The 25,872-nt window shown below is 52.9% G+C and carries 26 protein-coding genes and 1 tRNA gene; 15 read left to right on the forward strand and 12 right to left on the reverse strand.

The window, feature by feature from the left end:
• Positions 1-223: 223 nt before the first annotated feature.
• A complete protein-coding gene (locus RC74_RS09205) occupies positions 224-940 on the forward strand; it encodes a ribonuclease activity regulator RraA (RefSeq protein ID WP_039001445.1) in 717 nt (238 codons plus the stop codon).
• Positions 916-1,668: a FadR/GntR family transcriptional regulator gene (locus tag RC74_RS09210; RefSeq protein WP_052274738.1), complete on the forward strand. Its 753-nt coding sequence runs from the start codon at positions 916-918 to the stop codon at positions 1,666-1,668. Before RC74_RS09205 ends, RC74_RS09210 begins: the two co-directional genes overlap by 25 nt.
• Here the strand turns inward: RC74_RS09210 and RC74_RS09215 are convergent.
• Positions 1,665-2,018 carry a cupin domain-containing protein gene (locus RC74_RS09215; RefSeq protein WP_039001444.1) on the reverse strand — a complete coding sequence of 118 codons (354 nt, stop codon included), beginning with the start codon at positions 2,016-2,018 and terminating at the stop codon, positions 1,665-1,667. The genes RC74_RS09210 and RC74_RS09215 overlap by 4 nt on opposite strands.
• Before the next feature lie 255 nt (positions 2,019-2,273).
• Between RC74_RS09215 and RC74_RS09220 the strand changes: the two genes are divergently transcribed.
• The 4 genes from RC74_RS09220 (at position 2,274) to RC74_RS09235 (ending at position 6,930) form a co-directional block, all read left to right on the forward strand.
• Positions 2,274-3,779, forward strand: coding sequence for an aldehyde dehydrogenase (NADP(+)) (locus RC74_RS09220; RefSeq protein WP_039001443.1), 1,506 nt, complete (start codon positions 2,274-2,276; stop codon positions 3,777-3,779).
• A 277-nt stretch (positions 3,780-4,056) separates the two neighbouring features.
• A complete protein-coding gene (locus tag RC74_RS09225; protein ID WP_039001442.1) occupies positions 4,057-5,043 on the forward strand; it encodes a TRAP transporter substrate-binding protein in 987 nt (328 codons plus the stop codon).
• 70 nt (positions 5,044-5,113) lie between these two features.
• Positions 5,114-5,644 carry a TRAP transporter small permease gene (locus RC74_RS09230; RefSeq protein WP_039001441.1) on the forward strand — a complete coding sequence of 177 codons (531 nt, stop codon included), beginning with the start codon at positions 5,114-5,116 and terminating at the stop codon, positions 5,642-5,644.
• The gene (locus RC74_RS09235) at positions 5,644-6,930 is read left to right on the forward strand and encodes a TRAP transporter large permease (protein WP_039001440.1); all 1,287 of its coding nucleotides are present in this window, start codon (positions 5,644-5,646) and stop codon (positions 6,928-6,930) included. Before RC74_RS09230 ends, RC74_RS09235 begins: the two co-directional genes overlap by 1 nt.
• Before the next feature lie 63 nt (positions 6,931-6,993).
• On the opposite strand, the gene otnC is transcribed toward RC74_RS09235, so the two are convergent.
• The 4 genes from otnC to RC74_RS09255 form a co-directional block, all read right to left on the reverse strand.
• Positions 6,994-7,644 (reverse strand): 3-oxo-tetronate 4-phosphate decarboxylase, encoded by a 651-nt coding sequence (gene otnC / locus RC74_RS09240; RefSeq protein ID WP_039001439.1) that lies wholly within the window; start codon positions 7,642-7,644, stop codon positions 6,994-6,996.
• Between the two features lie 15 nt (positions 7,645-7,659).
• Positions 7,660-8,046 carry a methylglyoxal synthase gene (locus tag RC74_RS22505; RefSeq protein WP_039001438.1) on the reverse strand — a complete coding sequence of 129 codons (387 nt, stop codon included), beginning with the start codon at positions 8,044-8,046 and terminating at the stop codon, positions 7,660-7,662.
• Between the two features lie 212 nt (positions 8,047-8,258).
• Positions 8,259-8,334 (reverse strand) — tRNA-Ala (locus RC74_RS09250).
• An 80-nt stretch (positions 8,335-8,414) separates the two neighbouring features.
• Positions 8,415-8,744: a TIGR02300 family protein gene (locus RC74_RS09255; RefSeq protein WP_039001437.1), complete on the reverse strand. Its 330-nt coding sequence runs from the start codon at positions 8,742-8,744 to the stop codon at positions 8,415-8,417.
• A gap of 156 nt (positions 8,745-8,900) precedes the next feature.
• On the opposite strand from RC74_RS09255, the gene RC74_RS09260 reads away from it, so the two are divergent.
• The 9 genes from RC74_RS09260 (at position 8,901) to RC74_RS09305 (ending at position 16,113) form a co-directional block, all read left to right on the forward strand.
• On the forward strand, positions 8,901-9,593 hold the full coding sequence (locus RC74_RS09260) for a M48 family metallopeptidase (protein ID WP_039001436.1): 693 nt from the start codon (positions 8,901-8,903) through the stop codon (positions 9,591-9,593).
• A gap of 31 nt (positions 9,594-9,624) precedes the next feature.
• Positions 9,625-10,266: a GntR family transcriptional regulator gene (locus RC74_RS09265; protein WP_039001435.1), complete on the forward strand. Its 642-nt coding sequence runs from the start codon at positions 9,625-9,627 to the stop codon at positions 10,264-10,266.
• A gap of 440 nt (positions 10,267-10,706) precedes the next feature.
• Positions 10,707-11,435 carry an ATP-binding cassette domain-containing protein gene (locus tag RC74_RS09270; RefSeq protein WP_082802420.1) on the forward strand — a complete coding sequence of 243 codons (729 nt, stop codon included), beginning with the start codon at positions 10,707-10,709 and terminating at the stop codon, positions 11,433-11,435.
• Between the two features lie 314 nt (positions 11,436-11,749).
• Positions 11,750-11,992 (forward strand): hypothetical protein, encoded by a 243-nt coding sequence (locus tag RC74_RS22695; protein ID WP_039001433.1) that lies wholly within the window; start codon positions 11,750-11,752, stop codon positions 11,990-11,992.
• A 10-nt stretch (positions 11,993-12,002) separates the two neighbouring features.
• Positions 12,003-12,713 carry an ABC transporter permease family protein gene (locus RC74_RS09285; RefSeq protein WP_039001432.1) on the forward strand — a complete coding sequence of 237 codons (711 nt, stop codon included), beginning with the start codon at positions 12,003-12,005 and terminating at the stop codon, positions 12,711-12,713.
• 7 nt (positions 12,714-12,720) lie between these two features.
• Positions 12,721-14,358, forward strand: coding sequence for a DUF4962 domain-containing protein (locus tag RC74_RS09290; RefSeq protein WP_062628188.1), 1,638 nt, complete (start codon positions 12,721-12,723; stop codon positions 14,356-14,358).
• Positions 14,346-14,996, forward strand: a complete 651-nt coding sequence (locus RC74_RS09295; RefSeq protein WP_062628189.1) for a hypothetical protein — start codon at positions 14,346-14,348, stop codon at positions 14,994-14,996. The genes RC74_RS09290 and RC74_RS09295 overlap by 13 nt, the downstream gene beginning before the upstream one ends.
• Positions 14,997-15,034: 38 nt before the next feature.
• Entirely contained in the window at positions 15,035-15,781 is a 747-nt protein-coding gene (locus tag RC74_RS09300) for an SDR family NAD(P)-dependent oxidoreductase (RefSeq protein ID WP_039001430.1), read from the forward strand.
• A 137-nt stretch (positions 15,782-15,918) separates the two neighbouring features.
• Positions 15,919-16,113 (forward strand): hypothetical protein, encoded by a 195-nt coding sequence (locus RC74_RS09305; protein WP_039001429.1) that lies wholly within the window; start codon positions 15,919-15,921, stop codon positions 16,111-16,113.
• 554 nt (positions 16,114-16,667) lie between these two features.
• Here the strand turns inward: RC74_RS09305 and lpdA are convergent.
• From lpdA to sucC, 7 genes are all read right to left on the reverse strand, one after another.
• Positions 16,668-18,056 carry a dihydrolipoyl dehydrogenase gene (gene lpdA, locus RC74_RS09310; RefSeq protein ID WP_039001428.1) on the reverse strand — a complete coding sequence of 463 codons (1,389 nt, stop codon included), beginning with the start codon at positions 18,054-18,056 and terminating at the stop codon, positions 16,668-16,670.
• 84 nt (positions 18,057-18,140) lie between these two features.
• Positions 18,141-18,533 carry an MAPEG family protein gene (locus RC74_RS09315; protein WP_039001427.1) on the reverse strand — a complete coding sequence of 131 codons (393 nt, stop codon included), beginning with the start codon at positions 18,531-18,533 and terminating at the stop codon, positions 18,141-18,143.
• 61 nt (positions 18,534-18,594) lie between these two features.
• The gene (gene odhB, locus RC74_RS09320; protein ID WP_039001426.1) at positions 18,595-20,106 is read right to left on the reverse strand and encodes a 2-oxoglutarate dehydrogenase complex dihydrolipoyllysine-residue succinyltransferase; all 1,512 of its coding nucleotides are present in this window, start codon (positions 20,104-20,106) and stop codon (positions 18,595-18,597) included.
• Positions 20,107-20,112: 6 nt separating this feature from the next.
• A complete protein-coding gene (locus RC74_RS09325) occupies positions 20,113-23,064 on the reverse strand; it encodes a 2-oxoglutarate dehydrogenase E1 component (RefSeq protein WP_039001425.1) in 2,952 nt (983 codons plus the stop codon).
• Entirely contained in the window at positions 23,061-23,753 is a 693-nt protein-coding gene (locus RC74_RS09330; RefSeq protein WP_039001424.1) for a hypothetical protein, read from the reverse strand. The genes RC74_RS09325 and RC74_RS09330 overlap by 4 nt, the downstream gene beginning before the upstream one ends.
• A gap of 4 nt (positions 23,754-23,757) precedes the next feature.
• Entirely contained in the window at positions 23,758-24,639 is an 882-nt protein-coding gene (gene sucD / locus RC74_RS09335; protein ID WP_039001423.1) for a succinate--CoA ligase subunit alpha, read from the reverse strand.
• Between the two features lie 4 nt (positions 24,640-24,643).
• Positions 24,644-25,837: an ADP-forming succinate--CoA ligase subunit beta gene (sucC, locus tag RC74_RS09340; protein ID WP_039001422.1), complete on the reverse strand. Its 1,194-nt coding sequence runs from the start codon at positions 25,835-25,837 to the stop codon at positions 24,644-24,646.
• Between the last annotated feature and the right edge of the window lie 35 nt (positions 25,838-25,872).

Here is a 25,872-nt window from a genome sequence, read left to right on the forward strand (position 1 = left end):
ATTGCCACCTGATTTATGGCTCGTGTCAGGTTTTACAAATTTTACAGGCCTCAATGTACGAAATTGCGGGCAGTACTTCCTATTTAGTTGTAATTCACCCCGGAAGGGATGTTTTATAGAAATTTCACGCTTAATCTTTACAAATATTTGACAAATATGACGGAGGCATTTACAAATTGGAGGAGGCGCATCTGCGTCACAAGATTTTAAAGGGCTGCTCGACATGAAAGAAACTGACGCTGAACTCCACGAAATATTGATGAAAGTCAGTACGGCGACTCTGACAACCGCTATGTTTAAGCGTGGCTTTAAGAATATTTACATCCAAAATATTCATCGTATGAACCCGGGTCCGAATATGGTCGGATACGCTTATACGCTGCGCTATATTCCCGCGCGTGAGGACTTGGACGGGTTGGAAACTTTCGCCGATCCCCAAAATCCACAACGCAAAGGAGTCGAAGAATGCCCAGAAGGCGCGGTATTCGTGATCGACTCGCGGGGTGACGCGAGTGCCGCTTCCGCAGGTGGCATATTGGCGACTCGACTGAGCGTTCTTGGTTGTGCAGGCATTGTGACCGACGGGGGATTTCGCGATGCCCCAGAGATATCGAGGATGTCGATGCCTGCCTATCACAAGCAACCAAGTGCCCCAACGAACTTGACCAAGCATCACGCAATTGGCATTAACGAACCAATTGCTTGCGGTGGGGTTTCGGTGTTCCCAGGAGATATTCTCGTGGGGGATAACGAGGGCGTTGTCGTGCTACCCAAACATATTGCCCATGAGGTCGCAAACGAGGCAATAGAGATGACTGCATTTGAGGATTTTGTGCTTGAGCGTGTTCAGGCGGGCGCATCAACCTTCGGACTATATCCGCCGACGGATCCGGCAACAAAGGACTTATACTCAGCGTGGCGAGAAAAGAACAATCGATAGCCGAGATCGACAGTAATACGGCATTTAGAACTGCGGGACGTCCCGTCAGGGATCGAACCCTTTCGGATCGTGCCTACGAACGCATTGTCTCGATGATTGTCTTAGGCGAGTTCGCGGTCGGGGTTAAATTACCGACGGAACATGTTCTTAGTGAGCGCCTTGAGGTGAGTCGGCCAGTTCTGCGTCAGGCTTTAAAGCAATTGCGCGAAGACGGTTTGATTGTGTCGCGGCAAGGGTCGGGATCTTACGTTCAGCGCCGCCCCGACGGCTCAGTGTTGGATTTTGCACCCGTCGGATCGATTGCGGATATCCAAAGAACTTTCGAATTTCGGGCTGCCATCGAAGGGGAGGCCGCGTTTCTTGCGGCCAACCGGCGCACGGATCGGGATTTGCAAAAACTTCAAACGGCCTACGACGAACTTGACCGATGTGTGCAGGCAAACGAGCTTGGCGTGGATGCCGACGAGGCTTTTCATGCAGCAATTTGTGAAGCAGCAGACAATCAATATTTCACCTCGGCGCGAAATTCCATGAAGGCGAATATCCTCACGGGCATGAATCTTACGCGCAACCTCTCGCTGACAATGCCCACCTCGCGCCTTGAATTGGTACAGGGGGAGCATTTGGCTATTCTGAAAGCAATTAAGGCGTCGGATGCCGAGGCTGCGCGTTTAGCAATGCGAGTGCATGTTGAAAATGCGCGAAAACGCGTTTTTGACGGCGCTTAGGCTGGCACTTTGGTTAGGCCGTGGGCTTCGAGGAAATCATCGCGACAAGGCGTGAAGGCATCCATCAAAACACCCCCTTCGAGGCAGAGGCATTCATGCATCGCCAGCGACGGAATGAGAAGCGAGTCGCCAGCTTCCAAAATGTGTGTTTTCCCCTCAAGGGTGAATTGGAACTTCCCCGAAGCCACAACGGTTGTTTGAGTGTGGGGGTGATTGTGGAGTGCACCGAGGCCCTCTTTGGCAAAGCGGAACTCAACCATCATAAGGTCATCGTTATAGCAAAGAATACGACGTTCGGCCCCCGGTCCAGAGGTCATCCAGTCGGAGGGGGCGTTAATATTTTGCGTCATGATGCGCCTTTGATTAGAGGGAAATTGATGTTTATTTGTAAAATCACATGCGGATGGTGTCAACGCGTCTTCGCAACACACCACGGCGTTTGACCCGCAATCAAACGTGCCGCGCTGTGAAATTCAAACGCACTACTCTCGGTACAGGTGGACTTCCTGCTTGTTTAGCAATTCTCATCTGGTACCGATGTGCCAACACCGTGCGGATATTTGCGCGGCGAAATGCAATAGACTATGCCAAGGAGGGCGAGAATTATGTTGATGGGTAAACACCTTATTGCTGGAGAATGGGTCGAAGGCGAAGGCGTCTTTGAAAACACACCTGTTTCTGGCGTTGCGGACAAGTTTTCCGTTGGATCGGCTGAATTGGTTGATCGTGCTGCACGTGCTGCGGAGGAGGCCTTTGTTGAATATGGCGTCTCTACACGGGTGTTCCGTGCGAAGTTTCTGCGCGAAATCGCGGATCAAATTGATGCGCGCGGCGAAGCAATTACCGCAATGGGCACCAAAGAAACGGGCCTTCCCGAAGGTCGCTTGAATGGCGAACGTGGTCGCACGGTTGGGCAACTTCGCCTCTTTGCAGACCATATCGAAAAAGGCGATTATCTGGATCGCCGTTTTGATGCGGCACTCCCTGATCGCGAGCCGCTTCCTCGTCCTGAGATTCGCATGATGCAACGTCCTATCGGACCTGTTTCTGTTTTCGGCGCGTCCAACTTCCCGCTCGCGTTCTCCACGGCTGGTGGCGATACGGCGGCGGCGCTCGCTGCTGGGTGTCCGGTTGTTGTGAAAGGCCACTCCGCCCACCCCGGTGTGTCGGATATTGTGGCGCAAGCCATTCATGCGGCGATCGAAATTTGCGGTGTGCACCCCGGTGTGTTTAGCCAAATTCAGGGCGGAAATCGTGCTGTCGGCCAAGCCTGTGTTCAACATCCACTGATTAAAGCTGTTGGTTTTACAGGCTCACTTGGTGGTGGCCGTGCTTTGTTTGATCTTTGTGCGGCGCGTCCAGAACCCATCCCGTTCTTTGGGGAATTGGGCTCGGTTAACCCGATGTTCATGCTGCCGCATGCAGTCAAAACTAAGGGCGCGACGCTTGGCGCTGGCTGGGCTGCCTCCCTTACGATGGGCGCAGGACAGTTCTGTACCAACCCCGGAATCGCGGTTGTTTTGGAAGGTGACGAAGGCGCAGCTTTTGTCCACGCGGCGCAAGTTGCCCTCAAGCAAGTCGGCGCACAAACTATGCTGACGGACGGAATTGCGGCGGCCTATCATTCAGGTCGTGACCGTGTTGCAGGCTCGCAAGGCGTGCAAACCTTGCTCACCACGACATGTGATTTGCGCAACGCGACGCCCTATCTGTTCCAAACCACGGCGGCCGAATGGCTCGCGAATGAAGAGCTTGGCGAAGAGGTCTTTGGCCCCTTGGGTCTTGTTGTCGTTGCCAAAGATGAAGCCGAAATGCTCGCGGTTGCGAAAAGCCTCGTGGGGCAGCTCACATGTACGTTGCACATGGATGACGAAGATGCGCCATTGGCCCGTCAGTTGCTCCCGATCCTTGAGCGCAAAGCTGGTCGTGTCTTGGCCAATGGCTTCCCGACTGGCGTAGAAGTTTGTGACACAATGGTGCACGGCGGACCTTACCCTGCATCCACGAACTTTGGCGCGACATCGGTTGGAACCCTTTCCATCCGTCGTTTCTTGCGTCCTGTGAGCTATCAAAACATTCCGGTTAGCCTTCTTCCAGCTGATTTCTCTTAAGGAAAAGCGTTCCTATTTGAACGCGAAGGGCCTGCATTCTTGTGGGCCCTTTTTGATTCGCGCGTTGAAAGAGTTCCAAATCGATTCCAATGAGCCTTACTGCCTCCCGTCTTGGCGCAATTTTCCAATTGTTTTTGTGCACTAAAGCTTGGTGACATTTTAAATACCTGTTTTTAAAAGACTTAAAATTACGTTGTGAGATATTTGCCCTGTTGCTTTTACAACTTTTTACAAATATGTTAATTTTAATGTAAATCAGGATTTGGGAGGATCCCTCATGACGACATCTATTAATAAAATTTGGGCAGGCGCCGTAGGCGTTGCAATGGCCTTTGGCGCGACTGGCTCAATGGCAAAAGACCTGCGCGGCTGGAACATCCACGTCGAAGACTACCCTGTGTCCTATGGCATGGAAGCCTTTATCGCAGAAGTTTCAGAAGCGACGGCGGGCGAAATCAGTGGCAAAGTATACCACGGCGGCGTCCTCGGAAGCCAACCGGATGCGATTGAGCAGCTTCGCCTCGGCGCGCTTGATTTCGGCGTATTCAGTCTCGGTCCGATGGGCCAAGCGGTTCCTGAAGCCAACGTTGTTTCGCTTCCCTTCATCTTTAAATCCATCCCTCAAATGTATGAGTTGATGGACGGCGCTGTTGGCGATGCAATCGACGCGGGTATGCAGAAAAAAGGTATCAAAGCTCTGGCCTTCTATGACGCTGGCGCACGTTCTTTCTATAACTCAATCCAGCCTGTGAACGTTCCTGCGGACGTTGAAGGCATGAAAGTTCGCGTTATGAACAACGATTTGTTCGTTGGAATGATCGAATCTTTGGGCGGCAACGCGACACCAATGGCCTTTGCTGAAGTGTATCAGTCGATCAAAACGGGCGTTGTCGACGGTGCGGAAAACAACCCACCATCCTACGAATCCACAAACCACTTCCAAGTTGCGAAATTCTACTCGTTGTCCGAGCACTTGATCATTCCTGAGTGCCTTTGCATGAGCCTGAAAACTTGGGAAGGCTTCACGCCAGAGCAGCAAGTCATTGTAAAAGCAGCAGCGATGGATTCTGCGAAACTACAGCGTGAATTGTGGCAGGCCCGTGAAGCGGCTTCGATGGAAAAAGTTGTCGCAGGTGGTGTTCTTGTGAACACAATCGAAGATAAAGCCGCGTTTCAAGCCGCAATGGCTCCGGTCTACGACCAGTACCTCGCTGCCAGCCCAGATATGGCGGGTCTCGTTGAGATGATCCAAGCTGCGGATTAATCTGCACGATATCAAAGAGTCGCGCCGCCCTTGCATCTAGGTCGGCGCGTTTTTTTTATGGGAGATGAAAATGAGCGAGCAGCGGAAATGGACGGATAACCTCATCCGTTTCAACAACACTCTCAGTAAAATATGCATTGTCACAGGCGCGATTGCCGTCACCGTGATGGTTCTCACCTTCGGCTGGTTGGTCTTTGGCCGCTATGTTTTGAACGTCACGCCGACATGGGTTGAGCAACTGGCCCTTGTGTTGATTTGTTATATTACGTTCCTTGGGGCCGCTGCGGGCATTCACACAAGAAGCCACCTTGGCGTCACCCTGTTTCGCGATATGTCTCCGCCCAAAGTTCAAGTTTTCCTGCTTATCCTAAGCGATCTCATCGTGGCGGGGCTTGGCTTGGCAATGTTCATATATAGCGTCAAACTTACGATTTTCGGCTGGTCGACATTGCTTCCCATGCTGAATGTTCCCGAAGGGATACGCACAGGCTCGGCCGTTTTCTGTGGGGCACTTGTTTTTCTCTTTTCCGCATCGCGTCTTTTGATTATGGTTTGTGACCCCGAAAAACGCGCAGCTTATCTCTCCGAGGGGTTAGAATAATGGAATATGGTTTGCTCATCCTTTTGGGCGTATTTTTTGGGGGCGTGATTATTGGCATGCCCGTCGCTTTTGCCATGGGCGCTGCGGCATTGGGCGCGTTTTGGTTTGAAGGGTTCCCCCTTGTCACCACATTCCAGCGCACGATTTCGGGCGTCGCCAGCTTTCCGCTCCTTGCCATTCCGTTCTTTGTCCTTGCAGGCGAAGTGATGATGCATGGCGGCATTGCCATCCGGTTGGTGCGCTTTGCCTCCACCCTTGTTGGGCATGTACGCGGTGGTTTGGCCTCGGTGAATATCTTTTCCTCCATGCTGTTTGGCGGGATTTCAGGGTCAGCGATTGCGGATATTTCGGCGCTGGGTTCGATCCTTATCCCTGTGATGAAAGAGCGCGGCTATCGCCCAGACTATGCGGTTAACGTGACGGTCACCTCATCCATTGCGGGCATCGTTATTCCGCCCAGCCACAATATGATTATTCTCGCGGTTGCCTCAGGTGGGGTAATTGCGGTTGATAAGCTGTTTTTGGCGGGTGTTATTCCCGGCATTTTGATGTGTGTCTGTTTGGCCATTGCCGCCTATGTTATCGCGATCAAACATAAATATCCCGCTGAACCTTTCCCCGGTTGGGGCGAAGTTGCCCGCACGGGGGCTGTTGCGATCCCGGGCCTGTTTACCGCAGTTATCATTATCGGTGGTGTTCTTGGTGGTGTGTTTACCGTTACGGAATCTGGAGCTTTCGGCGCAATCTATGCTCTCGTCTTGACGGGTCTGATCTATCGCTCGCTGAGTTATGCGGGCCTGAAAACTTCGGTAATAAGCACAGTTAAAACTACGTCTATGGTGATGATCCTCATCGGTTTTGCCTCGGCCTTTGCCTATCTTCTGGCGCTCTATCAGGTGCCGATGAAGCTTAGTGACTTATTGCTCGCAATCTCTGACAACAAAATCGTCATTCTGATCATGATCAACATTATCCTGCTTGTTTTGGGCATGATCATGGATATGGCAGCGTTGATTTTGATTTGCACACCGATCTTTTTGCCCATCGCCCGCGACTTGGGAATGGACCCTACGCAATTTGGCATCATGATGCTGGTGAACTTGGGTCTCGGCCTTTGCACACCGCCCGTTGGCACCTGTCTCTTTGTGGGATGTGCCGTGGGTAAAATCAAAATCGAAGAATGTCTAAAGACGATCTGGCCGTTTTATATCGCAATTTTGGCGGCGTTGATTTTGATTACCTATGTGCCGTCGTTCTCGCTGTTTCTCCCGTCTTTGATGGAGTGACGCGCGAACATTAAAAAACGGGTCGCACCAGAAATGGTTGCGGCCCGTTGGCGTTTTAACGGGCTAGTCCCACTCAACGCCGAATTCGCGCACCAGCCCTTGAATCTGCGCCTCGCTCAGAAGGTTTGGCGTCATGCCGCGTGTCAGCAAGGCGAGTTTGGCGGTTTCTTCCAATTCTTCCATCGCGTTGGCTGCGGCCTCAAGGTCCTTGCCAGCGACCACAGGGCCGTGATGGGCCAAAACGACGGCGCTGCGCTTGCCTGCGAGCCCACGGATGGCACCGCCCATCGCCGGATCACCGGGCATGAAATACGGCAGTAGGGCCACTTTCCCAAGGCGCATGATCCCGTAGGCGGTGATCGGCGGCAACATGTTGTCAGGGTCGGTGTCGGGCAGGGTAGAGAGCGCCACAGAGTGGCAGGAATGCAAATGGACAATCGCCCCCGCCTTCGCGCCGCGTGTGTCATAGAAGGCCTCGTGGAGGGCCATTTCCTTCGTTGGCTTGTCGCCGTCGATATGGCTCAATTGCGCATTAAAACGCGACAGTCGCGCAGGATCAAGGCGGCCAAAGCAACTCCCCGTTGGCGTAACCAAAAGCCCGCCATCCTCGGTGCGCGCGGAAATATTGCCACTGGCCCCACTGGTGAGGCCGCGATCAAAAAGCGATTTGGCAATGGTGCAAATATCTTCGCGTAAGCGCGTTTCTGGTGTCATGTCTGCCTCGTGGGGTTATTTTGGAGTGTCAAAATGGGCCAGAACCGCGTCTGCCGTCGTTTTATTCACAGCCAAGTTCGTGTCATACAGAATCGCAAGCCGCAGCAATGATTTTACGTCAACATCGTGGGGTAGGGCCGAGAGAGGATCGACAAAAAACACAAGCCCGTCGAGCCTCTCCTCCGCGATCATAGCGCCAAGCTGCGCATCGCCCCCCAAAGGGCCGCTTTTGAGGAGTGTTATGTCCAGCCCCAATTCCGTATGCAGCCGCCCCCCCGTGGTCCCTGTGGCAAATAGGCGATGCTTAGACAGCTCCGCCACCCGTGGGCGTGCCCATTCTATCAGCGCGTCTTTCATGCCGTCATGCGCCACAAGGGCAAGAGATTTTTGGTGGGCGGGCATCCTGTGCTCCTGCAAAACATTCGGTTGCCTTTGGGTAAGACCCCCGGCGCGCCCTGTCAATAAACCGCGTGTTTTCAGGAAGCGCCCGTGCTTATGCTCCCTGCGTAAGAGGGGACAGGCTACGAGACGACGTCTTCGCAGAAACAGTTCGAAGCTTCGTACATCCTCTAAACTAGGGGGAAATCTAACGATAGCAGATTTTCTAAATTCTATGGTGGAGCCTAGCGGAATCGAACCGCTGACCTCTTGCATGCCATGCAAGCGCTCTACCAACTGAGCTAAGGCCCCATCCTGCAACAAGGGGTTGCGAGGTGCTGTTTAGGTAAGCGCGGGGAGGAGATCAAGGGAAAAAATCCCCGCGCAAAAGATTAATTGTCGTCGTCGGGCGCCGCGACGTCTGCAATCTCGTCGAGAGGCACAGTGTCGTCATCGTCGTCGTCCTCAATGAAGTCATCTTCGAGATCAACTTCATCAACTTCATCATCATCCTCTAGAACGACAACTTCTTCTTTTTCGGCATCTTTGGACGCGGTTTCGGCATCGGCCTTATCCGCCATCATGGTGCGTGCTTTCGACGAGGTGTCGATAACAACTTCTTCACCCGTGTAAGGGCTAATGATTGGTTTATTGTTTAGGTCGTAAAACCGCTTGCCGGTCGTTGGGCAAACACGTTTAATACCCCATTCTTCTTTGGGCATGGTTGTCCCCTTCAAGCTATCTAGAATTTCAGAGTTGAAGCCAACTGCCACAACATGGATAGGGTGTCAAAGGCTTTTAAAGATAGTAAGGGTAAGAAGCGGTTTTTCTCGTACACTTTTACGAAGTGTGAAACGATTTGTTAACTTGGAGGGGCGATGGACCGCCTATTATTACCTGGCGAGCCTCAGCTTGAAGTAACCCTGCGTCGCTCAGCGCAGGCCAAGAGGCTCAGTCTGCGTGTTTCGCGCCTTGACGGGCGGGTGACGTTGACGATGCCCAAGCGGGCAAAAGAGCGGGAAGCCATTGCTTTTGCATATGAAAAAGCGGACTGGATCCGCGGCCATCTTGTGGCGCGTCCTGAAAATTTGGTGCCCCAAATTGGCGGCTGGGTGTGGTTCCGTGGGGCCAAGATTCCCATCGTTGAGGGCAGGGGGCGGGCGGCAAAATTCGTCGAGGGGGCCATATATGTGCCGATTGAGGTGCAAAAGGTGCCTATTCGGGTCGCGAGCTTCCTAAAACTTGCTGCGCGCGTCGATTTGACCGAGGCCAGCGAAGGATTCGCCTACGACTTAGGGGTGAGCTTAGGGCGAATTTCCTTGCGCGACACACGTTCGCGGTGGGGATCTTGCGCACATGACGGAAAATTGATGTACAGCTGGCGCCTCGTTATGGCTCCACCCTACGTATTGCGCTATGTCGCGGCGCATGAGGTGGCCCACCGCTTAGAGATGAACCATTCCGCTGATTTTTGGGCCGTTGTCCAGCGAATTTTCCCCAACCATAAAGAAGCCCGCAATTGGCTGCGTGTTCACGGCGAAGAATTGCATCAGTTTCGTTTCACGGATTGACGTAGATCTGTTTTGTGATCACATTGGTTTTATGCAGACAAACAGCCGCCAAAATGACGCCCTCCACGAGCAAATCTATCGCCACCTGCGGGCGAAGATCATGCATGGAGAGCTTGCGCCCGGTCAGTCGCTAACCTTGCGGGGTTTGGGGGCGGAATATGGCGTGTCGATGACCCCCGTTCGGGAGGCCGCGCGGCGTTTGGTGGCAGAAGGGGCGTTGACGCTTTCCTCATCTGGGCGGATTTCAACGCCTGAACTGTCTAACGAGCGGATCGAAGAGCTGGCCGCATTGCGGGCGCTGCTAGAGCCTGAATTGTCAAGTCGCGCGCTACCACGTGCGCATATGGCCTTGATAGAACGCTTGCAGACCATCAACGTTTCAATTGCTGAACATATCGCAAAACAGGATGCCGTTGGCTATATCCGCACCAACTTGGAATTCCATAGAACGCTTTATTTACGTGCTCAAGCGCCTGCTATTTTGGCGATGACGGAAACTGTTTGGCTTCAACTTGGACCAACGATGCGCGCCCTCTACGGGAAATTACGCCGTACCGAGACGCCACGAAATCACCGTCTTATTGTTGCGGCTCTGCGTGCAGGGGACGAGCCAGGCTTGCGTCTGGCCATTCGCACCGATGTGACCCAAGGGTTGCGCCTATTGGCGAGTTAACGGCCTTCCCCTCGATCCATATGTTTGTAAGAATTTGAGAGTGTTCGAATCAGCTTTGGGCTATTTCTTCGAATGCCGGTAGATGGGACGCATCCACGAGATGCTATTCGGTTGTTTATTTGTAAAATTACAGCCGCATATCTATAAATTCATTTGATTTAGGAGCATAATTGTAGCAATGTTTGGTCGGTGGCGCTGGGGGTATAGCTTTTATCGCCTTGTTTTTGTTAGTTAAAAAGTTGAGGAATTGAATTCCTCTCTCTCTTCGCGGATTATTTGTAAATATTTGTATTGAAGGTTGTAAGGCTGGGCGTTATGTTTTTTCAAACGCCGAACCCTGAAATGCGTCCAGAAGCGTAGCAACGCTAGGATGATCCAGACGGGTGGAAATTACCGCGCAGGTTGGCGATAGAAATCGACGAGTTGTTTGGGAGGCAGATTTGTTAGGTGTTCAACTAAACAAAATCGTCGAGAAATTTGGCGCCATACAAGCTGTTCACGGGACCGATTTGAAGGTCAAACCCAAGGATCGCGATGTGGCGATGGTTTTCCAAAACTCTGCGCTCTACCTCCACCCAATTGTGGCAGAAAATATCGCGTTTGGCCTCGAAATTCGTAAAATGCCAAAGGGCGAAAGTAAGGAAATCGTCGCTGCTGTTGGCGAGACACTTGGGTTGATCGAGGACTTTGAGCGGCGGCCAGCGGGCCTCTCTGGGGGGCAAAGACACCCTGTTGCAATGGGGCGTGCAATCGTTCACCGCCCAGAAGTTTCTCTGTTTGATGAACTTCGGTCAAATCTGGACGCCAGGCTGCAGACGCAAATGCGCATCGAGCTTAAACGGCTTAACAAACGTCTTGGTGCGACCTCCATATACGTGACGCACGATCAGGCCGAAGCCATAACTTCGGCGGATTGTATCGTCGTTACGTGCAATGGGTGCATTGAGCAAAACAGTGGTGGTATAGTCATGCCAATTGAGTTGGACTCGGTGGAAACCTTGGGCTCTGAAGCGCTTTGGCATTCGGAAGTTGACGATGTTTCCTTCGTGCCCAAAGTTCAAACGCATGGGGAAATTCCCCGTCTCAAAGCACTCTATGTCGATACGTCTCGGATTAAAGTTTTTGGTATAAAAACGGGCCGTGCCATCGGCCTCCCTGAAAACACATAGAGGGGCCGGTTTATGCGACGACTCTCTGAAAATACGATGTGGGTTTGTCTTCACATACGGCGGGAATGGCAAATATATCTGCTGCTTGCGCCTACGGTCACTTGGTTTCTGGTTTTCTTGTATAAACCTATGTACGGCCTCCAGATTGCCTTCCCGATAACGATCATCTTAGCCTTGGCTTTCAACGAGTTCGTAATCCCTGGCCTGAAGAAAACCGCGCAAACCATCGTGTATTTGCCGCATTTTATCTCAACCGTCATTCTAGTATTTAGCAAGAGGCCGGCTTTAGTTCGATTTTGCCAACGGTCCTCGCCATGTTGATTATTCGGATCGGCAATATTCTTGAGATCGGGTTTGCGTCTATCTTCCTGCTGTATCAACCCCCAGCTTATGAAATCTCCGATGTGATTTCGAGCTTCATCTATCGTCAGAGCCTTGCTGGGGCGCAATATGATGCGGCTGCCGCTGCGGGCCTGTTCAACGCTGTCGTCGCATTTGTCCTTGTTACTACTGCCCCTACAGTCAGAAAACGCGTTTCGCGCGCTTCATTGTGGTGAGGATAAAATCATGAACCTTTACTCTCGCGGCGACAAAGCATTTGCCTATTTAAACATGGCGCTGGTGCTCGTTTTTACCCTCTCAACCCTGTATCTGTCCCTTTATATCCTCGCGGTTTCCCTCAGTTCGTGGCCTGCCGGACAGGGTACGTTAACGCCCGTACAAATGACCTTCGCTGCCTATGAGCGCTTCCTGAGCGAGCGGGCATTTTGGGTCAGCTATGGGCATGCATTCATCTACACTTTTGGGGGTTCGCATTTTAGCTTTCTGATCATCATCGGTTTTGCTGTGAACGCTTTCAACATTACCCTTTTGCGCAAATTTTTTGAAGCACTCCTTGCTTCCTCTGGGGAAGCGGCGCGTTTGGGTAGCACCAAGGTGTTCCAAGGGCTTTGGAAAGTGTTCATCCCGCTTGCAAAACCGGCAATCGCGACGATCACTCTGTCCTGTATCGTGGCGCGGTGGAACGGGATTTTCCGTGCGATGATCTTGGTGCGCGACGAAGAAACGTCGCCGGTTCAAGCCAATTTGCGCAAAATTATTGTAGAGCTTCAGGCCGACAATGACTTCGGGGCTGTTTTGCTTACATCCGCCTTTTCGTTCGAAGCCGTCAATGCCGCGGTCATGGTCTGCTCGATCCTTATGGTTTTGATCGTTTACCCGTTCATTCAGAAATCCTTCGACAAAGGTGTTCTTGTATGCGGGTTAAGAATGAAATGAAATCAACGTGTTATTTGATGTTTGTGCGGAAATATACTATGGTTGGGGCCGCGTTATTGTCTACGGCAATCGGACTAGCTGGTCCTGTTTTGGCGGGGGGGAGTACCTTGCGTCGGAAGAACCGATCTCATCGGATATTTTTTCCCACAAAAAACTATTCGTCTATGATGACAATTGGCCGATTGAATTGGCCACCGCTGCCGCATCAAACGTGACCCAAGGTGCGTTCAATATCATGCTCGCATCGGATGATACTCCTGACAATGTTGGTGGCCAAGCGCTCACGGAAAGCTTCAACAGACTGGGCCTAGAATTTCCTCGGAACGTCGATGAAATTTATGCGATTTTGACAGAGTTTCGCGCTCAAGTTCCCAATAGCAACGGCCTCAAGGATGAAATTCCCGTTTTTATCCGTGAGCGGGAGGAAATGCAGCGCCTTGTGACAATGTGGGACGGCCACACATCTGGGGCGGACTTCCACAACGATTTTTATCTCAATGATGATCAAATCTGTCATGACTATATGGAAAACAGCGTCAAGGAAGGCATCAAGAACTACTCTAAATGGTACGCCGAAGGTTTGATTGACCCCGAATTTTTTATCCGTGGAGGTCGTTCGCGCGCGGGGCTGGTGAACATTCAATATTCACCAGCCCAAGGAGGTGAACTCGCTGAAAATCAGCCCCGATTCAATTGGTTGTCCGTTGGCCAGGAAATCGCGCATAAGACACAGTTTTTCGAAAATCTTCCGTGGACATTTTTCACCCTCGACACCGGAATGGATACAGGGAATTATTTCTGGGGCTTCGATGTCTGGGATGAAGCCGCGGGTAAGACTGAGGCGAACTGGTCCAAAATCCGCGCGTTTACAGCGATTGATACCCAAACCAAAGTGCCGCTTTCTGACCGTACGATGCTGTATGGAGGGGTGGAAGCTAGCCACCGTCGGTTGTGGATAAATTCGCGAATTCTAGCGACCTTCAAGAAGGATGTTGCCAAGGACCCGAGCTACTGTTCATGGCATGTGTTCGTTAAAAAGTCCGCCAAGAGGGGGATGGACCACGACAACATGACCGAGCCTTCACGCTATGAAAACGATCAACGCATGCCGCCTGTTTGGCGCCAACCCAATATTGACTGCCAAGAAATGGTCTATGCCATTCGCCACTTGCCCATCGCAGGAAAAGCTCTTGAAAACCCCGCCTACTTGCGGCGGGTAAAAGATTGGCTATTGCCAGCCTTTACGTGGAAAAATGATGGCGCATCGTCGCAGGCTTATACCGACGAGTGGGCGTTTCGCGGTACCGTTGCCTTGGTTTGGGGCTCTGACTGGCTCCATGATTTGCAGTCGGAGGAGGAGCGTGTCCTTGCCCGTCACCACCTTCTTGAGCGTACCCGTCAGACGGCGGACTACCTTATCACACACGCCAATATTCAGCCTTTTCCCTACAACAGTCATGCTATGTGCGCGGTTTCCACCTTGCCTATTCCTGCCTGTATCACGATGAGGGGCGAGGGGGCGGAAGCAAAAGAATGGTTCGATCCTTCCATAAATTCCCTTTCGACCAGCTATACCCCTTGGGGCGACAACGAGGGGGGGTGGCCGAAGGACCGCATTATTGGATGCCGAGCATGGCTAATCTGACAAATGCGGCAAATTTCGTGAGACCCTATTTTGGCATCGACCTGTACCAGCGTCCGTTTATTCAACAAACGGGTGACTTCCGCGCCTATACCAACAGCTCGGATACGCGCAGCGCCGCCATTCAGCACCGTATGGACGACCCGAAGGAGCACACTCAATTTGTGTTCAAGTCCTCGCCTTACGACTCCATTTCCCACAGTCACGGCGACCAAAACTCGTTCTGTCTCACGGGTTTAGCCGAAGAGCGGGTAAACCACATTTATATCAAGGGAGATACAGCCAAAGCCTATAAGCATTTCAACCTTTCCAAGACGAAGGTTCAACGCGAAATCTATTTCGTGTGTGACAGCTATTATGTGTTCGTCGACAGCATTGGTGCCGTCGAGGTCGTTGACATAAATTGGCTGTGCCATGCAAATGACGAAGATGACGGGCTTGCCGTTTCGACGGCCCTTTATGTGAAATTCCCCAAAGAAAAACGTCATCGCATAGCAATTTTGCTTGTTTCATATTCAATGGAGGCCCCAAAACGGGTTTTCCATTTCCTTGATGATCAAGGGTATGATCGCGATTTTTACTTCACCGACGCGGATGAAAACGCGTTTAAAATCACCATCCAAAAACTGGCGAAAGCCTAAGGAATCACCCGATGTTGGGTGAATAACAGGAGCTTACTATGAATCTCAAAGGAAAAACCGCGATTGTAACTGGCGGCGGACGCGATATTGGTCGTGCTTGCGTTATGCGTTTGGCTAAAGAAGGCGCAAACGTTGCGATCAACTATTTCCAATCTTCCGAAGGTGCAGATTCAGCCGTTGCTGAAATCAAAGCAGCGGGTGGCAATGCCTTCGCAATGCAAGGCGACATGACCAAACAAAACGAAGTAAAAGCGCTCGTTGCGGCGACCGTTGAAGCTTACGGAAGCGTTGATACACTTATGCATGTGTCTGGCGGGATCGTTAAGCGTGTTTCCATCGCGGACATGACTTTGGAGCACTGGAACAAGGTTATGGAGTTGAACACAACATCGTTCTTCCTCGCCGTAAATGCAGTCATTCCGTTCCTCAATGAAGGGTCTTCTATTGTGTCGATTGCGTCGCAAGCGGGCCGCGATGGTGGTGGACCGGGTGCTGCAGTTTATGCGGCGTCCAAAGGTGCGATGACAACCTTGACCCGTGGCTTGGCCAAAGAACTTGGGCCGAAAGTTCGCGTGAATGCATTGTGTCCGGGCATGATCGACACTGATTTCCACAACATCTTCTCCAAGCCAGAAGTGCGTACGCATGTCGCTGGCATCACCCCCTTGAAACGCGAAGGCACGCCAGACGAGGTTGCAAACTTGGCCGTATTCCTCGCGTCCGACGAAGCTTCCTTTATCACGGGTGCAAACGTCGACATAAATGGCGGCTTGCTCTTCTCTTAAGCAGCGCGGCCACAGCCTTTCTGGGCTGTGGCCAACCCATATTTCAAGCGGAGGTATATTGATGGCCACCCCCGCCTTATTAGGGCGACCTATATCGGGATGCCCTCAAAGATAAGATAGTCGGTGGCATAATTATTATGTTTGCCAGTCACCTTCTTGGGTATACGTTCGGACATGCCTCCTTCCTCACCGCCGTTGCGCCGCTTGTTCTCCTAGTGTGTTACCCGTTTCTGGAAGTTGTGAATCGCCTTCCTCGGTTTCGCGTCATGTTGGCTCCCCTGCGTGACACGCCTGAACGCAAGTATCCGTCGCGCAAAAATCGTGCTTTCTAAGATGTTCTAACAACGTAACCTCTCATGTGCCGCCCCTCGCTATCTCGATGACCAAGAGCCTGTTTATCGTTTTGATAACAACCGGCGCAATTCTCTCGCGGAACATTTGGGACCGAAACGCTGACCAGAACGGTTTTTGGTGAGCCTTGCTCGCTCGGCCCCTTTCCGATCCTTATGATTGTACCCGAATTCGTTCAGGTCCCAGACGGCAGCCCTCTGTATTTGTTCGGAATATTTTCGTAAGCACGTATGCTTCTTTTATGGGGGTACTGTTTGCGGGGCAAAACTTGGCAAACACCCTTTATTTCACCGCGTAACTTCGGGAGGGGCAGGGGGTTTCTGTCCTAACCTTTTGACGCCGATGATCACGGTTTTCTTGTCTGGTCGATGGCTTCCGAATTTTGCCCATCTTCGGTCTGAGCTGGCTGCGCGCCTTAGGGCTTGTCCTGTCCTTCAGCATTCCTCTTCATATCGTCAAGACGGGCGTTTAGTCCTCTCTAGAACGCAAAAAGGCAGCCACTGGGCTGCCTTTTTGATTGACGGGGTACATCTGATTAGGCGTGGATCGGACCGTCGCCACAGGCCAGTGCGGCTTCGCGTACAGCTTCGGAGTAGGTTGGGTGCGCATGGCACGTGAGCGCGATGTCTTGAGCACTGGCGCCAAACTCCATAGCAATACAAATCTCGTGGATCATGTCGCCAGCAGCGGGGCCGATGATATGAGCGCCCAAAACGCGGTCGGTGTCTTTGTCTGCAAGGATTTTTACGAAACCTTCGCCTTGGAAAACAGCCTTGGCGCGGGCATTCCCCATGAACGAGAACTTGCCGACTTTGTAGTTTACGCCTTTTTCTTTCAGGACCTGTTCCGTCGCGCCAACGCTGGCCACTTCGGGGCTCGTGTAGATCACGCCGGGGATCACGTTATAGTTCACGTGGCCTGATTTGCCTGCGATTTGCTCAGCGACGGCCATGCCCTCGTCTTCGGCTTTATGGGCCAGCATGGGTCCTTCGATGACGTCGCCAATGGCGTAAATGCCCGCGATATTTGTATCCCAATGGGTGCCTGTCGCGATTTGTCCGCGTTCCGTCATTTTGCCGCCGAGGGCTTCAAAGCCAAGATTGTCGACATAAGGACGACGGCCCGTTGCAACCAAAACGACGTCTGCATCAAGGCTCACTTCGCTGTCGTCTTTGCGCAGTTTATAGGTGACTTTTGCCTTGGTTTTGGACGCTTCAACATTTTGTACTGCCGCACCCATGACAAAATTCAACCCTTGCTTGCCGAGAATCCGTTTCAACGTTTTCTGAACGTCTTTGTCCATACCGGGCGTGATTTCGTCAAGGAACTCGATTACGGTCACTTCGGAGCCAAGGCGGGCGTAAACCGACCCCAACTCAAGCCCGATGACGCCAGCGCCAATCACAACCATGGAGCGTGGAATTTTGGCCAAATCGAGCGCGCCAGTAGATGTGACAACCCGTTTTTCGTCGACTTCAACGCCGCGTAGGCTGCTGGCTTCGGACCCCGTTGCGATCACGATAGATGTCGCGGTGTGAACCTCGTCGCCAACTTTGACTTGGCCTGCGGCGGGAATGCTGCCCCAACCTTTGATCCAGTCGATTTTGTTTTTCTTAAACAGGAACTCGATGCCTTTAGTGTTTTGGCTGACAACGTCTTCTTTATAGGCCTTCATTTTGGGCCAATCGACCGAAGGGGATTTGCCCATGAGGCCCATTTTTGTGAAGTTGTGTTCGGCTTCGTGCAGCATGTGGCTGGAATGCAAAAGGGCCTTGGAGGGAATACAGCCCACATTGAGGCAGGTGCCTCCGAGAGTGTCGCGGCCCTCTACGCAAGCGGTTTTCAAGCCGAGTTGGGCAAGGCGGATAGCGCAGACATAGCCGCCGGGGCCGCTGCCGATAACGATCGCATCATAATGTGCCATGGGTCTCTCCTTGGGTAGGAATTTCAATAATCTAATGTGTGTTTCTGGCCAAGCTTAAGCGGTTTAAGCTTGGAATGTAGGGGTTTAGGGAATGAGTGCTGCGATAATCATCGTGATGGTCGCAACGAGGCCCGCGAACCAAACATAGCTACGCCAAGGGGTCAGCCCGTAAACATAGCAAAACACATATAAGATGCGCGCGACGACGTAGATATACGCGCAAGTTGCCGTGAGAACGGAGGATTGATTTCCGAGCGTGACAACAACCACCGCAAGGGTGAACATGACCAGCCCCTCAAAATGGTTGTCCAGCGCGCGCTTAATACGGGCCGCATTTCCAGATAATTCGGGCGCGTGATCGCGCGTTCCCATCGCGACGTTGCGACCAAGTTGGCGCTGCCCTGCAATCATATAGGTCAAGTATTGTGCGCTTTGCACGAGGCCAGCGAGGGCAAGAGCGGTAAGTTCTGGGGTCATCTTTGCGGCCTACTTTATGGTTCGGACGCCCCCACTCCTTAGGAAGCGGGGCGGTCTGAATTTACAGATCCATCAACAAGCGACGGGGATCTTCGAGGGCTTCTTTAACACGCACAAGGAAAGTCACGGCGCCTTTTCCGTCCACAATGCGGTGGTCGTACGACAGGGCCAGATACATCATCGGGCGAATGACAACTTGTCCGTTGATCGCCATGGGGCGGTCTTGGATTTTGTGCATGCCGAGGATGCCAGCTTGGGGCGGGTTGAGGATGGGCGAGGACATAAGCGAGCCATAGACGCCGCCGTTTGAGATCGTGAACGTGCCACCCTGCATTTCGGCCATGGAGAGTTTTCCATCCCGTGCGCGGGCGCCTTTTTCGGCGATGGCCTTTTCGATTTCAGCAAATGACATGGCATCTGCGTCACGGATTACTGGAACAACAAGACCTGTTGGGGTGCCCGCTGCAATACCCATGTGCACAAAGTTTTTGTAGACGACATCTGTGCCATCGATCTCTGCGTTGACCTCTGGGATTTCCTTCAGGGCGTGACAGCATGCCTTGGTGAAGAAGGACATGAAGCCCAACTTGACGCCATGCTTTTTCAGGAACAGGTCTTTGTATTCGTTACGAAGCGCCATCACTTCGGTCATGTCCACTTCGTTATAAGTGGTCAGCATGGCCGCTGTGTTTTGGCTCTCTTTGAGGCGACGCGCGATTGTCTGGCGCAGGCGAGTCATTTTTACGCGCTCTTCGCGTGAGGCGTCGTCAGGGACACTTGGGGCGCGCGGTGCTGCGGCAGCAGATGGAGCGGTAACGGCCGAAGCTGATGCCAGTGCCTTTTGCACGTCATCCTTCATAACGCGGCCATCGCGGCCTGTGCCTTGCACGGAGCCTTCAGAAAGGTTGTTCTCGGCCATAAGTTTTTTTGCACTCGGGGCGTCCTCGATGCTTTTTCCGGCGGTTGCGGCCGGTGCAGTTGCCGCGGCGGCGGCGGGAGCAGCAGAAGATGCACCGCTTCCGCCGATAACGGCGAGCTTGGCCTTCGCGTCGACAGTGGTGCCTTCAGGTGCGAGGATTTCGCTCAAGACACCAGATGCAGGCGCAGAAACTTCGACGGAAACTTTGTCGGTTTCGAGTTCACAAAGCATTTCATCTTGAACAACAGTGTCTCCAACCTTTTTGAACCATGTGGATACGGTTGCTTCGGTTACGGATTCGCCAAGGGTAGGGACCATGACATCAACGCTTGTTGTCGGTTCTGACGCGGGTTTTGACGCCGTTGGCGCGGCTTCGGGTGTTGCGGATTTGGCTGCGGGGGCACTTGCCGCGCCAGCTCCTGTATCGATTGTTGCGAGGAGTGCATCGACGCCAACGGTTTCCCCTTCGGCGGCAATGATGGATTCCATAGTACCGGCAGCGCTCGCGGCGACTTCGACGGTTACCTTGTCGGTTTCCAGTTCGCAGAGCATTTCATCGACGGCAACCGCGTCGCCTGGCTTTTTGAACCATGTGGCGACGGTGGCTTCGGTGACGCTTTCTCCCAGAGTGGGGACACGGACTTCTGTGGACATGATAGCTTATCCTTGCAGTGTGAGCGCTTCGTTGATGAGCGCCGCTTGTTGAGCTTTATGTTGAGAGGCGAGGCCCGTCGCAGGGCTGGCCGCGGTGGCGCGTCCTGCATAAACGGGACGGCGATGTTTTGCTTTGATGCGTCCGAGGACCCATTCGATATTGGGTTCCATGAAGGTCCAAGCGCCTTGGTTTTTTGGCTCTTCTTGGCACCAGATGACGTCCGCGTTTTCGAAACGCTTCAGCTCGTTCACCAGAGATTTGGCGGGAAAGGGGTAGAATTGTTCGACACGCATCAGGTAAATATCATCGATTCCACGGGCATCACGCTCTTCGAGGAGGTCGAAGTAGACCTTGCCAGAACACATAACGACGCGTTTGATTTTATCGTCTGCTGCCAAGGTAGTATCGCTATTACCTTTTTGCGCGTCATCCCAAAGAACACGGTGGAAGGAGCTTCCTGTCGTGAAATCTTCGACGGTTGATACCGCGAGTTTATGGCGCAGCAGTGATTTCGGTGTCATCAATACCAGCGGCTTGCGGAAGCTGCGGTGCATCTGGCGGCGCAGAATGTGGAAATAGTTGGCTGGGGTCGTACAGTTGGCGACGATCCAGTTGTCCTGTCCACACATTTGCAAGAAACGCTCAAGGCGGGCTGAGCTGTGCTCTGGGCCTTGGCCTTCGTATCCGTGCGGCAACAACATCACGAGGCCAGACATGCGCAACCATTTGCTCTCACCAGACGAGATGAACTGGTCGATCATGATTTGCGCACCATTGGCAAAATCGCCAAATTGCGCTTCCCAAGCGACAAGTGCGTTGGGTTCGGCCAGTGAGTAGCCATATTCAAACCCCAGCACGGCGTATTCGGACAGCATCGAGTCGATAACATCGAAATGTGCTTGGCCCTCGCGGATGTGGTTGAGCGGGAAATAGCGCTCTTCGGTATCTTGGTTTACGATGCCTGAGTGACGTTGGCTGAAGGTGCCACGCATCACGTCTTGGCCTGAAAGGCGCACGGGGTATCCTTCGACCTCAAGGGAGCCAAATGCGAAGGCTTCGCCTGTGGCCCAGTCGATCCCTTTGCCAGTTTCAACCATTTTGGCCTTGGCTTCCATCAAGCGCGCCACTGTTTTATGGACTGGAAACCCTTCTGGAACGGTTGAGATCGCCTTGCCAACTTCGGCAAAGACTTTGGGAGACACTGCCGTTTTCCCACGCTGGTAGGTTTCTTTTTGCGCGTTGAGGTGCTTCCAGCGCCCGTCAAGCCAGTCGGCTTTGTTCGGTTTGTAATCATTGCCGGCCTCGAATTCGGCGTTCAGATAGGCTTGGAAGCCCGCCTTCATGTCCTCAATCTCGCCTTCGGGGATCAAGCCGTCTTTGACCAAACGCTCTGTATAGAGCTGCAAAGTGGTCTTTTGTTTTTTGATCCGCTTGTACATGATCGGGTTGGTGAACATGGGCTCGTCGCCCTCGTTGTGCCCAAAACGACGATAGCAGAATATATCGAGGACCACGTCTTTGTGGAACTTTTGGCGGAATTCAGTGGCAACTTTGGCTGCATGCACAACCGCCTCGGGATCGTCGCCGTTCACGTGGAAAATCGGCGCCTCAACCATCAAGGCAATATCCGTGGGGTAGGGGCTTGAACGGCTAAAATGTGGCGCGGTTGTGAAACCAATTTGGTTGTTCACAACGATGTGGATTGTGCCGCCAGTTTTGTGGCCCACGAGACCAGATAGACCGAAACATTCCGCCACAACACCTTGGCCCGCAAAGGCCGCGTCGCCGTGCAGAAGGATCGGCAAGGATTCGGTACGATTTACATCCTTCATCTGCGCCTGCTTGGCGCGCACTTTGCCCAAGACAACTGGGTTCACCGCTTCGAGGTGGCTTGGATTGGCCGTCAAGGAAAGGTGAACCGTGTTGCCATCAAACTCGCGGTCCGAAGACGCGCCGAGATGGTATTTCACGTCGCCCGAGCCATCAACTTCTTCGGGTTTAAAACTGCCACCTTGGAATTCGTTGAAAATTGCGCGGTAGGGTTTGCTCATCACGTTACACAGAACGGACAGACGACCACGGTGGGGCATGCCGATCACGATGTCTTTGACGCCCAGCGAGCCGCCGCGTTTGATGATCTGCTCCATCGCGGGGATGAGGCTTTCGCCACCATCCAGACCAAACCGTTTGGTGCCCATGTATTTGACGTGCAGGAATTTTTCAAAACCCTCGGCCTCAACCAGCTTGTTGAGAATGGCTTTGCGGCCTTCACGGGTGAACTGGATTTCTTTGCCGTAGCCTTCAATCCGTTCCTTGAGCCAGCCGGCTTCTTCGGGGTTGGAAATGTGCATGTATTGCAGCGCAAACGTGCCGCAATATGTCCGTTTGACGATATCGATGATCTGGCGCATCGACGCGATCTCAAGACCAAGAACATTGTCGATAAAGATCGGGCGATCCATGTCAGTTTCAAGGAAGCCGTATGTTTTTGGATCGAGTTCAGGATGGGTCGTTGTGTCCGTCATGCCAAGGGGATCAAGGTCTGCCGCGAGGTGGCCACGGATACGATAGGCACGGATAACCATCAAGGCGCGGATACTATCGAGAACGGCTTGTTTTAGTTGATCGTCGGAGACTTCCACACCCTTTTCGGCGGCCTTACTTTTGATTTTCGCACCCGCAGCTTCGGGTTCAGCGGCCCATTGACCGTCGAGCGCTTGCGTGAGATCATCATGTGGAATCGGAGGCCAATCGGCACGTGCCCAGCTTGGGCCAGAAGCTTCTGCAACGACATCATCGCCGTTGTCGCCTAAACCCGCAAAAAACGCCTGCCAAGCCGAATCAACAGCCGTCGGGTCTTTGGCAAATTGCGCGTAAAGTTGCTCAATATATTCCGCGTTGTGGCCTTGAAGGAAGGAGGACGCGTGGAACTGGTCGTTAGAGCTTTGGTCGGTCATTCTGATAGCTTTCCGAGTGACATGGGGGTTGTTGTAATCGTGATATTTACCGCAAAGAGTGCGGGAGTTTTGGCGAGTGCGCCATCGGTTTCCTCGATGGGCGTTAAAAGATCGGTGATGGTTTGTACGTCAATTTCGCTCAGCAGGATACGGCTGCGCTCCGTGGATTCGCGCAACAAGCGGCGGCTAGGAACATCGGGCAGTCCAGTCCATGGGACAAGCGTTTGGGTAAGGGTTTCTTCGGCGAGGATGGCAAGCCAGCTTGGACCTGCGAGGACGCACCACGGTTTTTTTGTTTCCAGACCGAGAGGAGCAAAGAAGACATCGCCGAGCTGATAGACGGGCTGGTTTGGGGCTAAGTTAGAGCCTCCGAGCACCGACATTGTGAGAAATTGCGCTGTTTGCACCGAAGCCTTTGTCGCGGCAGGGTCAAGCGTGGCGATAAGATTGCTTGCAGTAAGTATATCCGGCAGTGTTTTTGTGTTTTCGACACGCTGCCAGCCTTCGTCCAACAAGGTAGTGGAATAGGGGAGCTTCACTTCTGGGAGATTTGCGCAGCGCGAAATTGCGGTGGCGGCGGCCTCTTGGGCGGTGAGAGGGGCGGCCGGCGCGCTACCCGCAACAAGGGAAATTCCCGCAGCAAATGCTACGAGAACAACCCAATGTGCAAGGGGTGCGCGCAGGCCCATTTTGTTAGCCGATCGCCTTGAGAACAGCTTCGCCGAGTGTGGCGGGGCTATCTGCAACGATGATTCCAGCGGCTTTCATCGCTTCGATCTTGCTCTCTGCGTCGCCTTTACCACCGGCAACAATCGCGCCTGCGTGGCCCATACGGCGGCCGGGAGGGGCTGTGCGACCCGCGATGAAGCCAGCGGTTGGTTTCCAACGGCCTTTTTTGCGCTCATCCGCAAGGAATTGCGCCGCTTCTTCTTCGGCGGAACCGCCGATTTCACCGATCATGATGATCGAATGTGTTTCAGGATCCGCAAGGAACATTTCCAACACGTCGATGTGCTCGGTGCCTTTGATGGGGTCACCACCGATGCCAACAGCTGTGGATTGGCCGAGACCGATGTCAGAAGTTTGTTTCACGGCTTCATATGTAAGCGTGCCGGAGCGGGAAACAACACCGACGGAACCACGTTTGTGGATCGAACCGGGCATAATGCCGATTTTGCACGCATCTGGTGTAATAACGCCAGGGCAGTTGGGGCCGATGAGGCGGGATTTGGAGCCTTCAAGCGCGCGCTTCACACGCATCATGTCGAGAACAGGGATGCCCTCTGTGATACAGATGATGAGTTCCATTTCCGCGTCGATGGCCTCGAGGATCGAGTCGGCCGCGAAGGGGGGCGGCACATAGATCACGGAGGCGTTGGCCCCAGTGATGTGACGCGCTTCGTGGACAGAGTTGAACACAGGCAGGTTCAAGTGGGATTGCCCACCTTTGCCCGGTGTGACGCCGCCAACCATTTTCGTGCCATACGCGATGGCTTGTTCCGTGTGAAAAGTGCCCTGCGAGCCAGTAAGACCCTGACAGATGACTTTGGTATTTTCGTTTACGAGTACTGCCATGATTTTAGCCCTTCACCGCTTTTACGATTTTCTGTGCGCCATCTTTGAGGTCGTCGGCGGCGATTACGTCCACGTCGGAATTGTTGATGATTGCTTTGCCTTCGGCAACGTTTGTGCCTTCGAGGCGAACAACCAATGGAACCTTGAGGCCCACTTCTTTCACCGCAGCAATCACACCCTCAGCGATCACATCACAGCGCATGATGCCGCCGAAGATGTTCACAAGGATGCCTATGACGTTGGGATCGGAGGTGATGATTTTGAACGCTTCGGTGACCTTTTCTTTGGTCGCGCCGCCGCCAACATCAAGGAAGTTCGCAGGTTCAGCACCGTAGAGTTTGATGATGTCCATTGTCGCCATCGCGAGGCCAGCACCGTTGACCATACAGCCGATTTCGCCATCAAGAGCGATATAGTTGAGATCGTATTTAGACGCTTCAAGCTCTTTGGCGTCTTCTTCGCTTTCGTCGCGCAATGCGATGATATCGGCGTGGCGATACAATGCGTTTCCGTCAAACGAGACTTTCGCGTCGAGCACTTTAAGGTCGCCCTTGTCGGTCACAATCAGCGGGTTGATTTCGAGCATCTCCATGTCTTTCTCAACGAAAGCTTTATAGAGCAGACCCATCAGAGCCACACATTGCTTAACCTGCGCGCCCTTAAGGCCGAGAGTGAAAGCAACACGGCGGCCGTGGAAGCTTTGGTAACCCGTTGCCGGATCTACCGAGAAGGAGAGGATTTTTTCAGGGGTTGCCGCAGCGACTTCTTCGATGTCCATGCCACCTTCGGTGGAGCAAACAAAAGAGATACGCGATGTTTGGCGATCAACGAGCAATGCAAGGTACAGCTCAGTTTCAATGCCGGAACCATCTTCGATGTAGATACGGTTGACTTGTTTGCCAGCTGGGCCAGTTTGGTGCGTGACCAAAGTGCGTCCAAGCATTTTTGCGGCTTCTGCTGCGGCCTCGGCCACAGATTTGGTGAGACGTACACCGCCAGCGGGTCCTGCGGACTCTTCTTTGAATTTACCTTTGCCGCGTCCACCTGCGTGGATTTGGGCTTTTACAACCCAAAGAGGGCCGTCGAGTTCGCCTGCGGCGGTTTTCGCATCTTCAGCTTTGAGGACGACACGCCCATCTGACACAGGTGCGCCAAAGCTGCGAAGAAGGGCTTTGGCCTGATACTCATGAATATTCATGAAAGAATCCAATCTTAATGCTACGTTCCTAAGCA

Origin of the sequence: Falsihalocynthiibacter arcticus (genome assembly GCF_000812665.2) — a bacterium.
Taxonomy (GTDB): domain Bacteria; phylum Pseudomonadota; class Alphaproteobacteria; order Rhodobacterales; family Rhodobacteraceae; genus Falsihalocynthiibacter; species Falsihalocynthiibacter arcticus.

What these genes read in the sequence shown, in the direction of transcription:
- RC74_RS09255 (WP_039001437.1), bottom strand. Translation starts at nt 8,744, where the DNA reads ATGCCCAAAGAAGAATGGGGTATTAAACGTGTTTGCCCAACGACCGGC.
- RC74_RS09315 (WP_039001427.1), bottom strand. Translation starts at nt 18,533, where the DNA reads ATGACCCCAGAACTTACCGCTCTTGCCCTCGCTGGCCTCGTGCAAAGC.
- lpdA (WP_039001428.1), bottom strand. Translation starts at nt 18,056, where the DNA reads ATGGCACATTATGATGCGATCGTTATCGGCAGCGGCCCCGGCGGCTAT.
- odhB (WP_039001426.1), bottom strand. Translation starts at nt 20,106, where the DNA reads ATGTCCACAGAAGTCCGTGTCCCCACTCTGGGAGAAAGCGTCACCGAA.
- RC74_RS09325 (WP_039001425.1), bottom strand. Translation starts at nt 23,064, where the DNA reads ATGACCGACCAAAGCTCTAACGACCAGTTCCACGCGTCCTCCTTCCTT.
- RC74_RS09285 (WP_039001432.1), top strand. Translation starts at nt 12,003, where the DNA reads ATGAACCTTTACTCTCGCGGCGACAAAGCATTTGCCTATTTAAACATG.
- RC74_RS09205 (WP_039001445.1), top strand. Translation starts at nt 224, where the DNA reads ATGAAAGAAACTGACGCTGAACTCCACGAAATATTGATGAAAGTCAGT.
- RC74_RS09330 (WP_039001424.1), bottom strand. Translation starts at nt 23,753, where the DNA reads ATGGGCCTGCGCGCACCCCTTGCACATTGGGTTGTTCTCGTAGCATTT.
- sucC (WP_039001422.1), bottom strand. Translation starts at nt 25,837, where the DNA reads ATGAATATTCATGAGTATCAGGCCAAAGCCCTTCTTCGCAGCTTTGGC.
- RC74_RS09230 (WP_039001441.1), top strand. Translation starts at nt 5,114, where the DNA reads ATGAGCGAGCAGCGGAAATGGACGGATAACCTCATCCGTTTCAACAAC.
- sucD (WP_039001423.1), bottom strand. Translation starts at nt 24,639, where the DNA reads ATGGCAGTACTCGTAAACGAAAATACCAAAGTCATCTGTCAGGGTCTT.
- RC74_RS09260 (WP_039001436.1), top strand. Translation starts at nt 8,901, where the DNA reads ATGGACCGCCTATTATTACCTGGCGAGCCTCAGCTTGAAGTAACCCTG.
- RC74_RS09220 (WP_039001443.1), top strand. Translation starts at nt 2,274, where the DNA reads ATGTTGATGGGTAAACACCTTATTGCTGGAGAATGGGTCGAAGGCGAA.
- RC74_RS09225 (WP_039001442.1), top strand. Translation starts at nt 4,057, where the DNA reads ATGACGACATCTATTAATAAAATTTGGGCAGGCGCCGTAGGCGTTGCA.
- RC74_RS09265 (WP_039001435.1), top strand. Translation starts at nt 9,625, where the DNA reads ATGCAGACAAACAGCCGCCAAAATGACGCCCTCCACGAGCAAATCTAT.
- RC74_RS09300 (WP_039001430.1), top strand. Translation starts at nt 15,035, where the DNA reads ATGAATCTCAAAGGAAAAACCGCGATTGTAACTGGCGGCGGACGCGAT.
- RC74_RS22695 (WP_039001433.1), top strand. Translation starts at nt 11,750, where the DNA reads ATGTTGATTATTCGGATCGGCAATATTCTTGAGATCGGGTTTGCGTCT.
- RC74_RS09295 (WP_062628189.1), top strand. Translation starts at nt 14,346, where the DNA reads ATGGCTAATCTGACAAATGCGGCAAATTTCGTGAGACCCTATTTTGGC.
- RC74_RS22505 (WP_039001438.1), bottom strand. Translation starts at nt 8,046, where the DNA reads ATGCCCGCCCACCAAAAATCTCTTGCCCTTGTGGCGCATGACGGCATG.
- otnC (WP_039001439.1), bottom strand. Translation starts at nt 7,644, where the DNA reads ATGACACCAGAAACGCGCTTACGCGAAGATATTTGCACCATTGCCAAA.
- RC74_RS09235 (WP_039001440.1), top strand. Translation starts at nt 5,644, where the DNA reads ATGGAATATGGTTTGCTCATCCTTTTGGGCGTATTTTTTGGGGGCGTG.
- RC74_RS09305 (WP_039001429.1), top strand. Translation starts at nt 15,919, where the DNA reads ATGTTTGCCAGTCACCTTCTTGGGTATACGTTCGGACATGCCTCCTTC.
- RC74_RS09215 (WP_039001444.1), bottom strand. Translation starts at nt 2,018, where the DNA reads ATGACGCAAAATATTAACGCCCCCTCCGACTGGATGACCTCTGGACCG.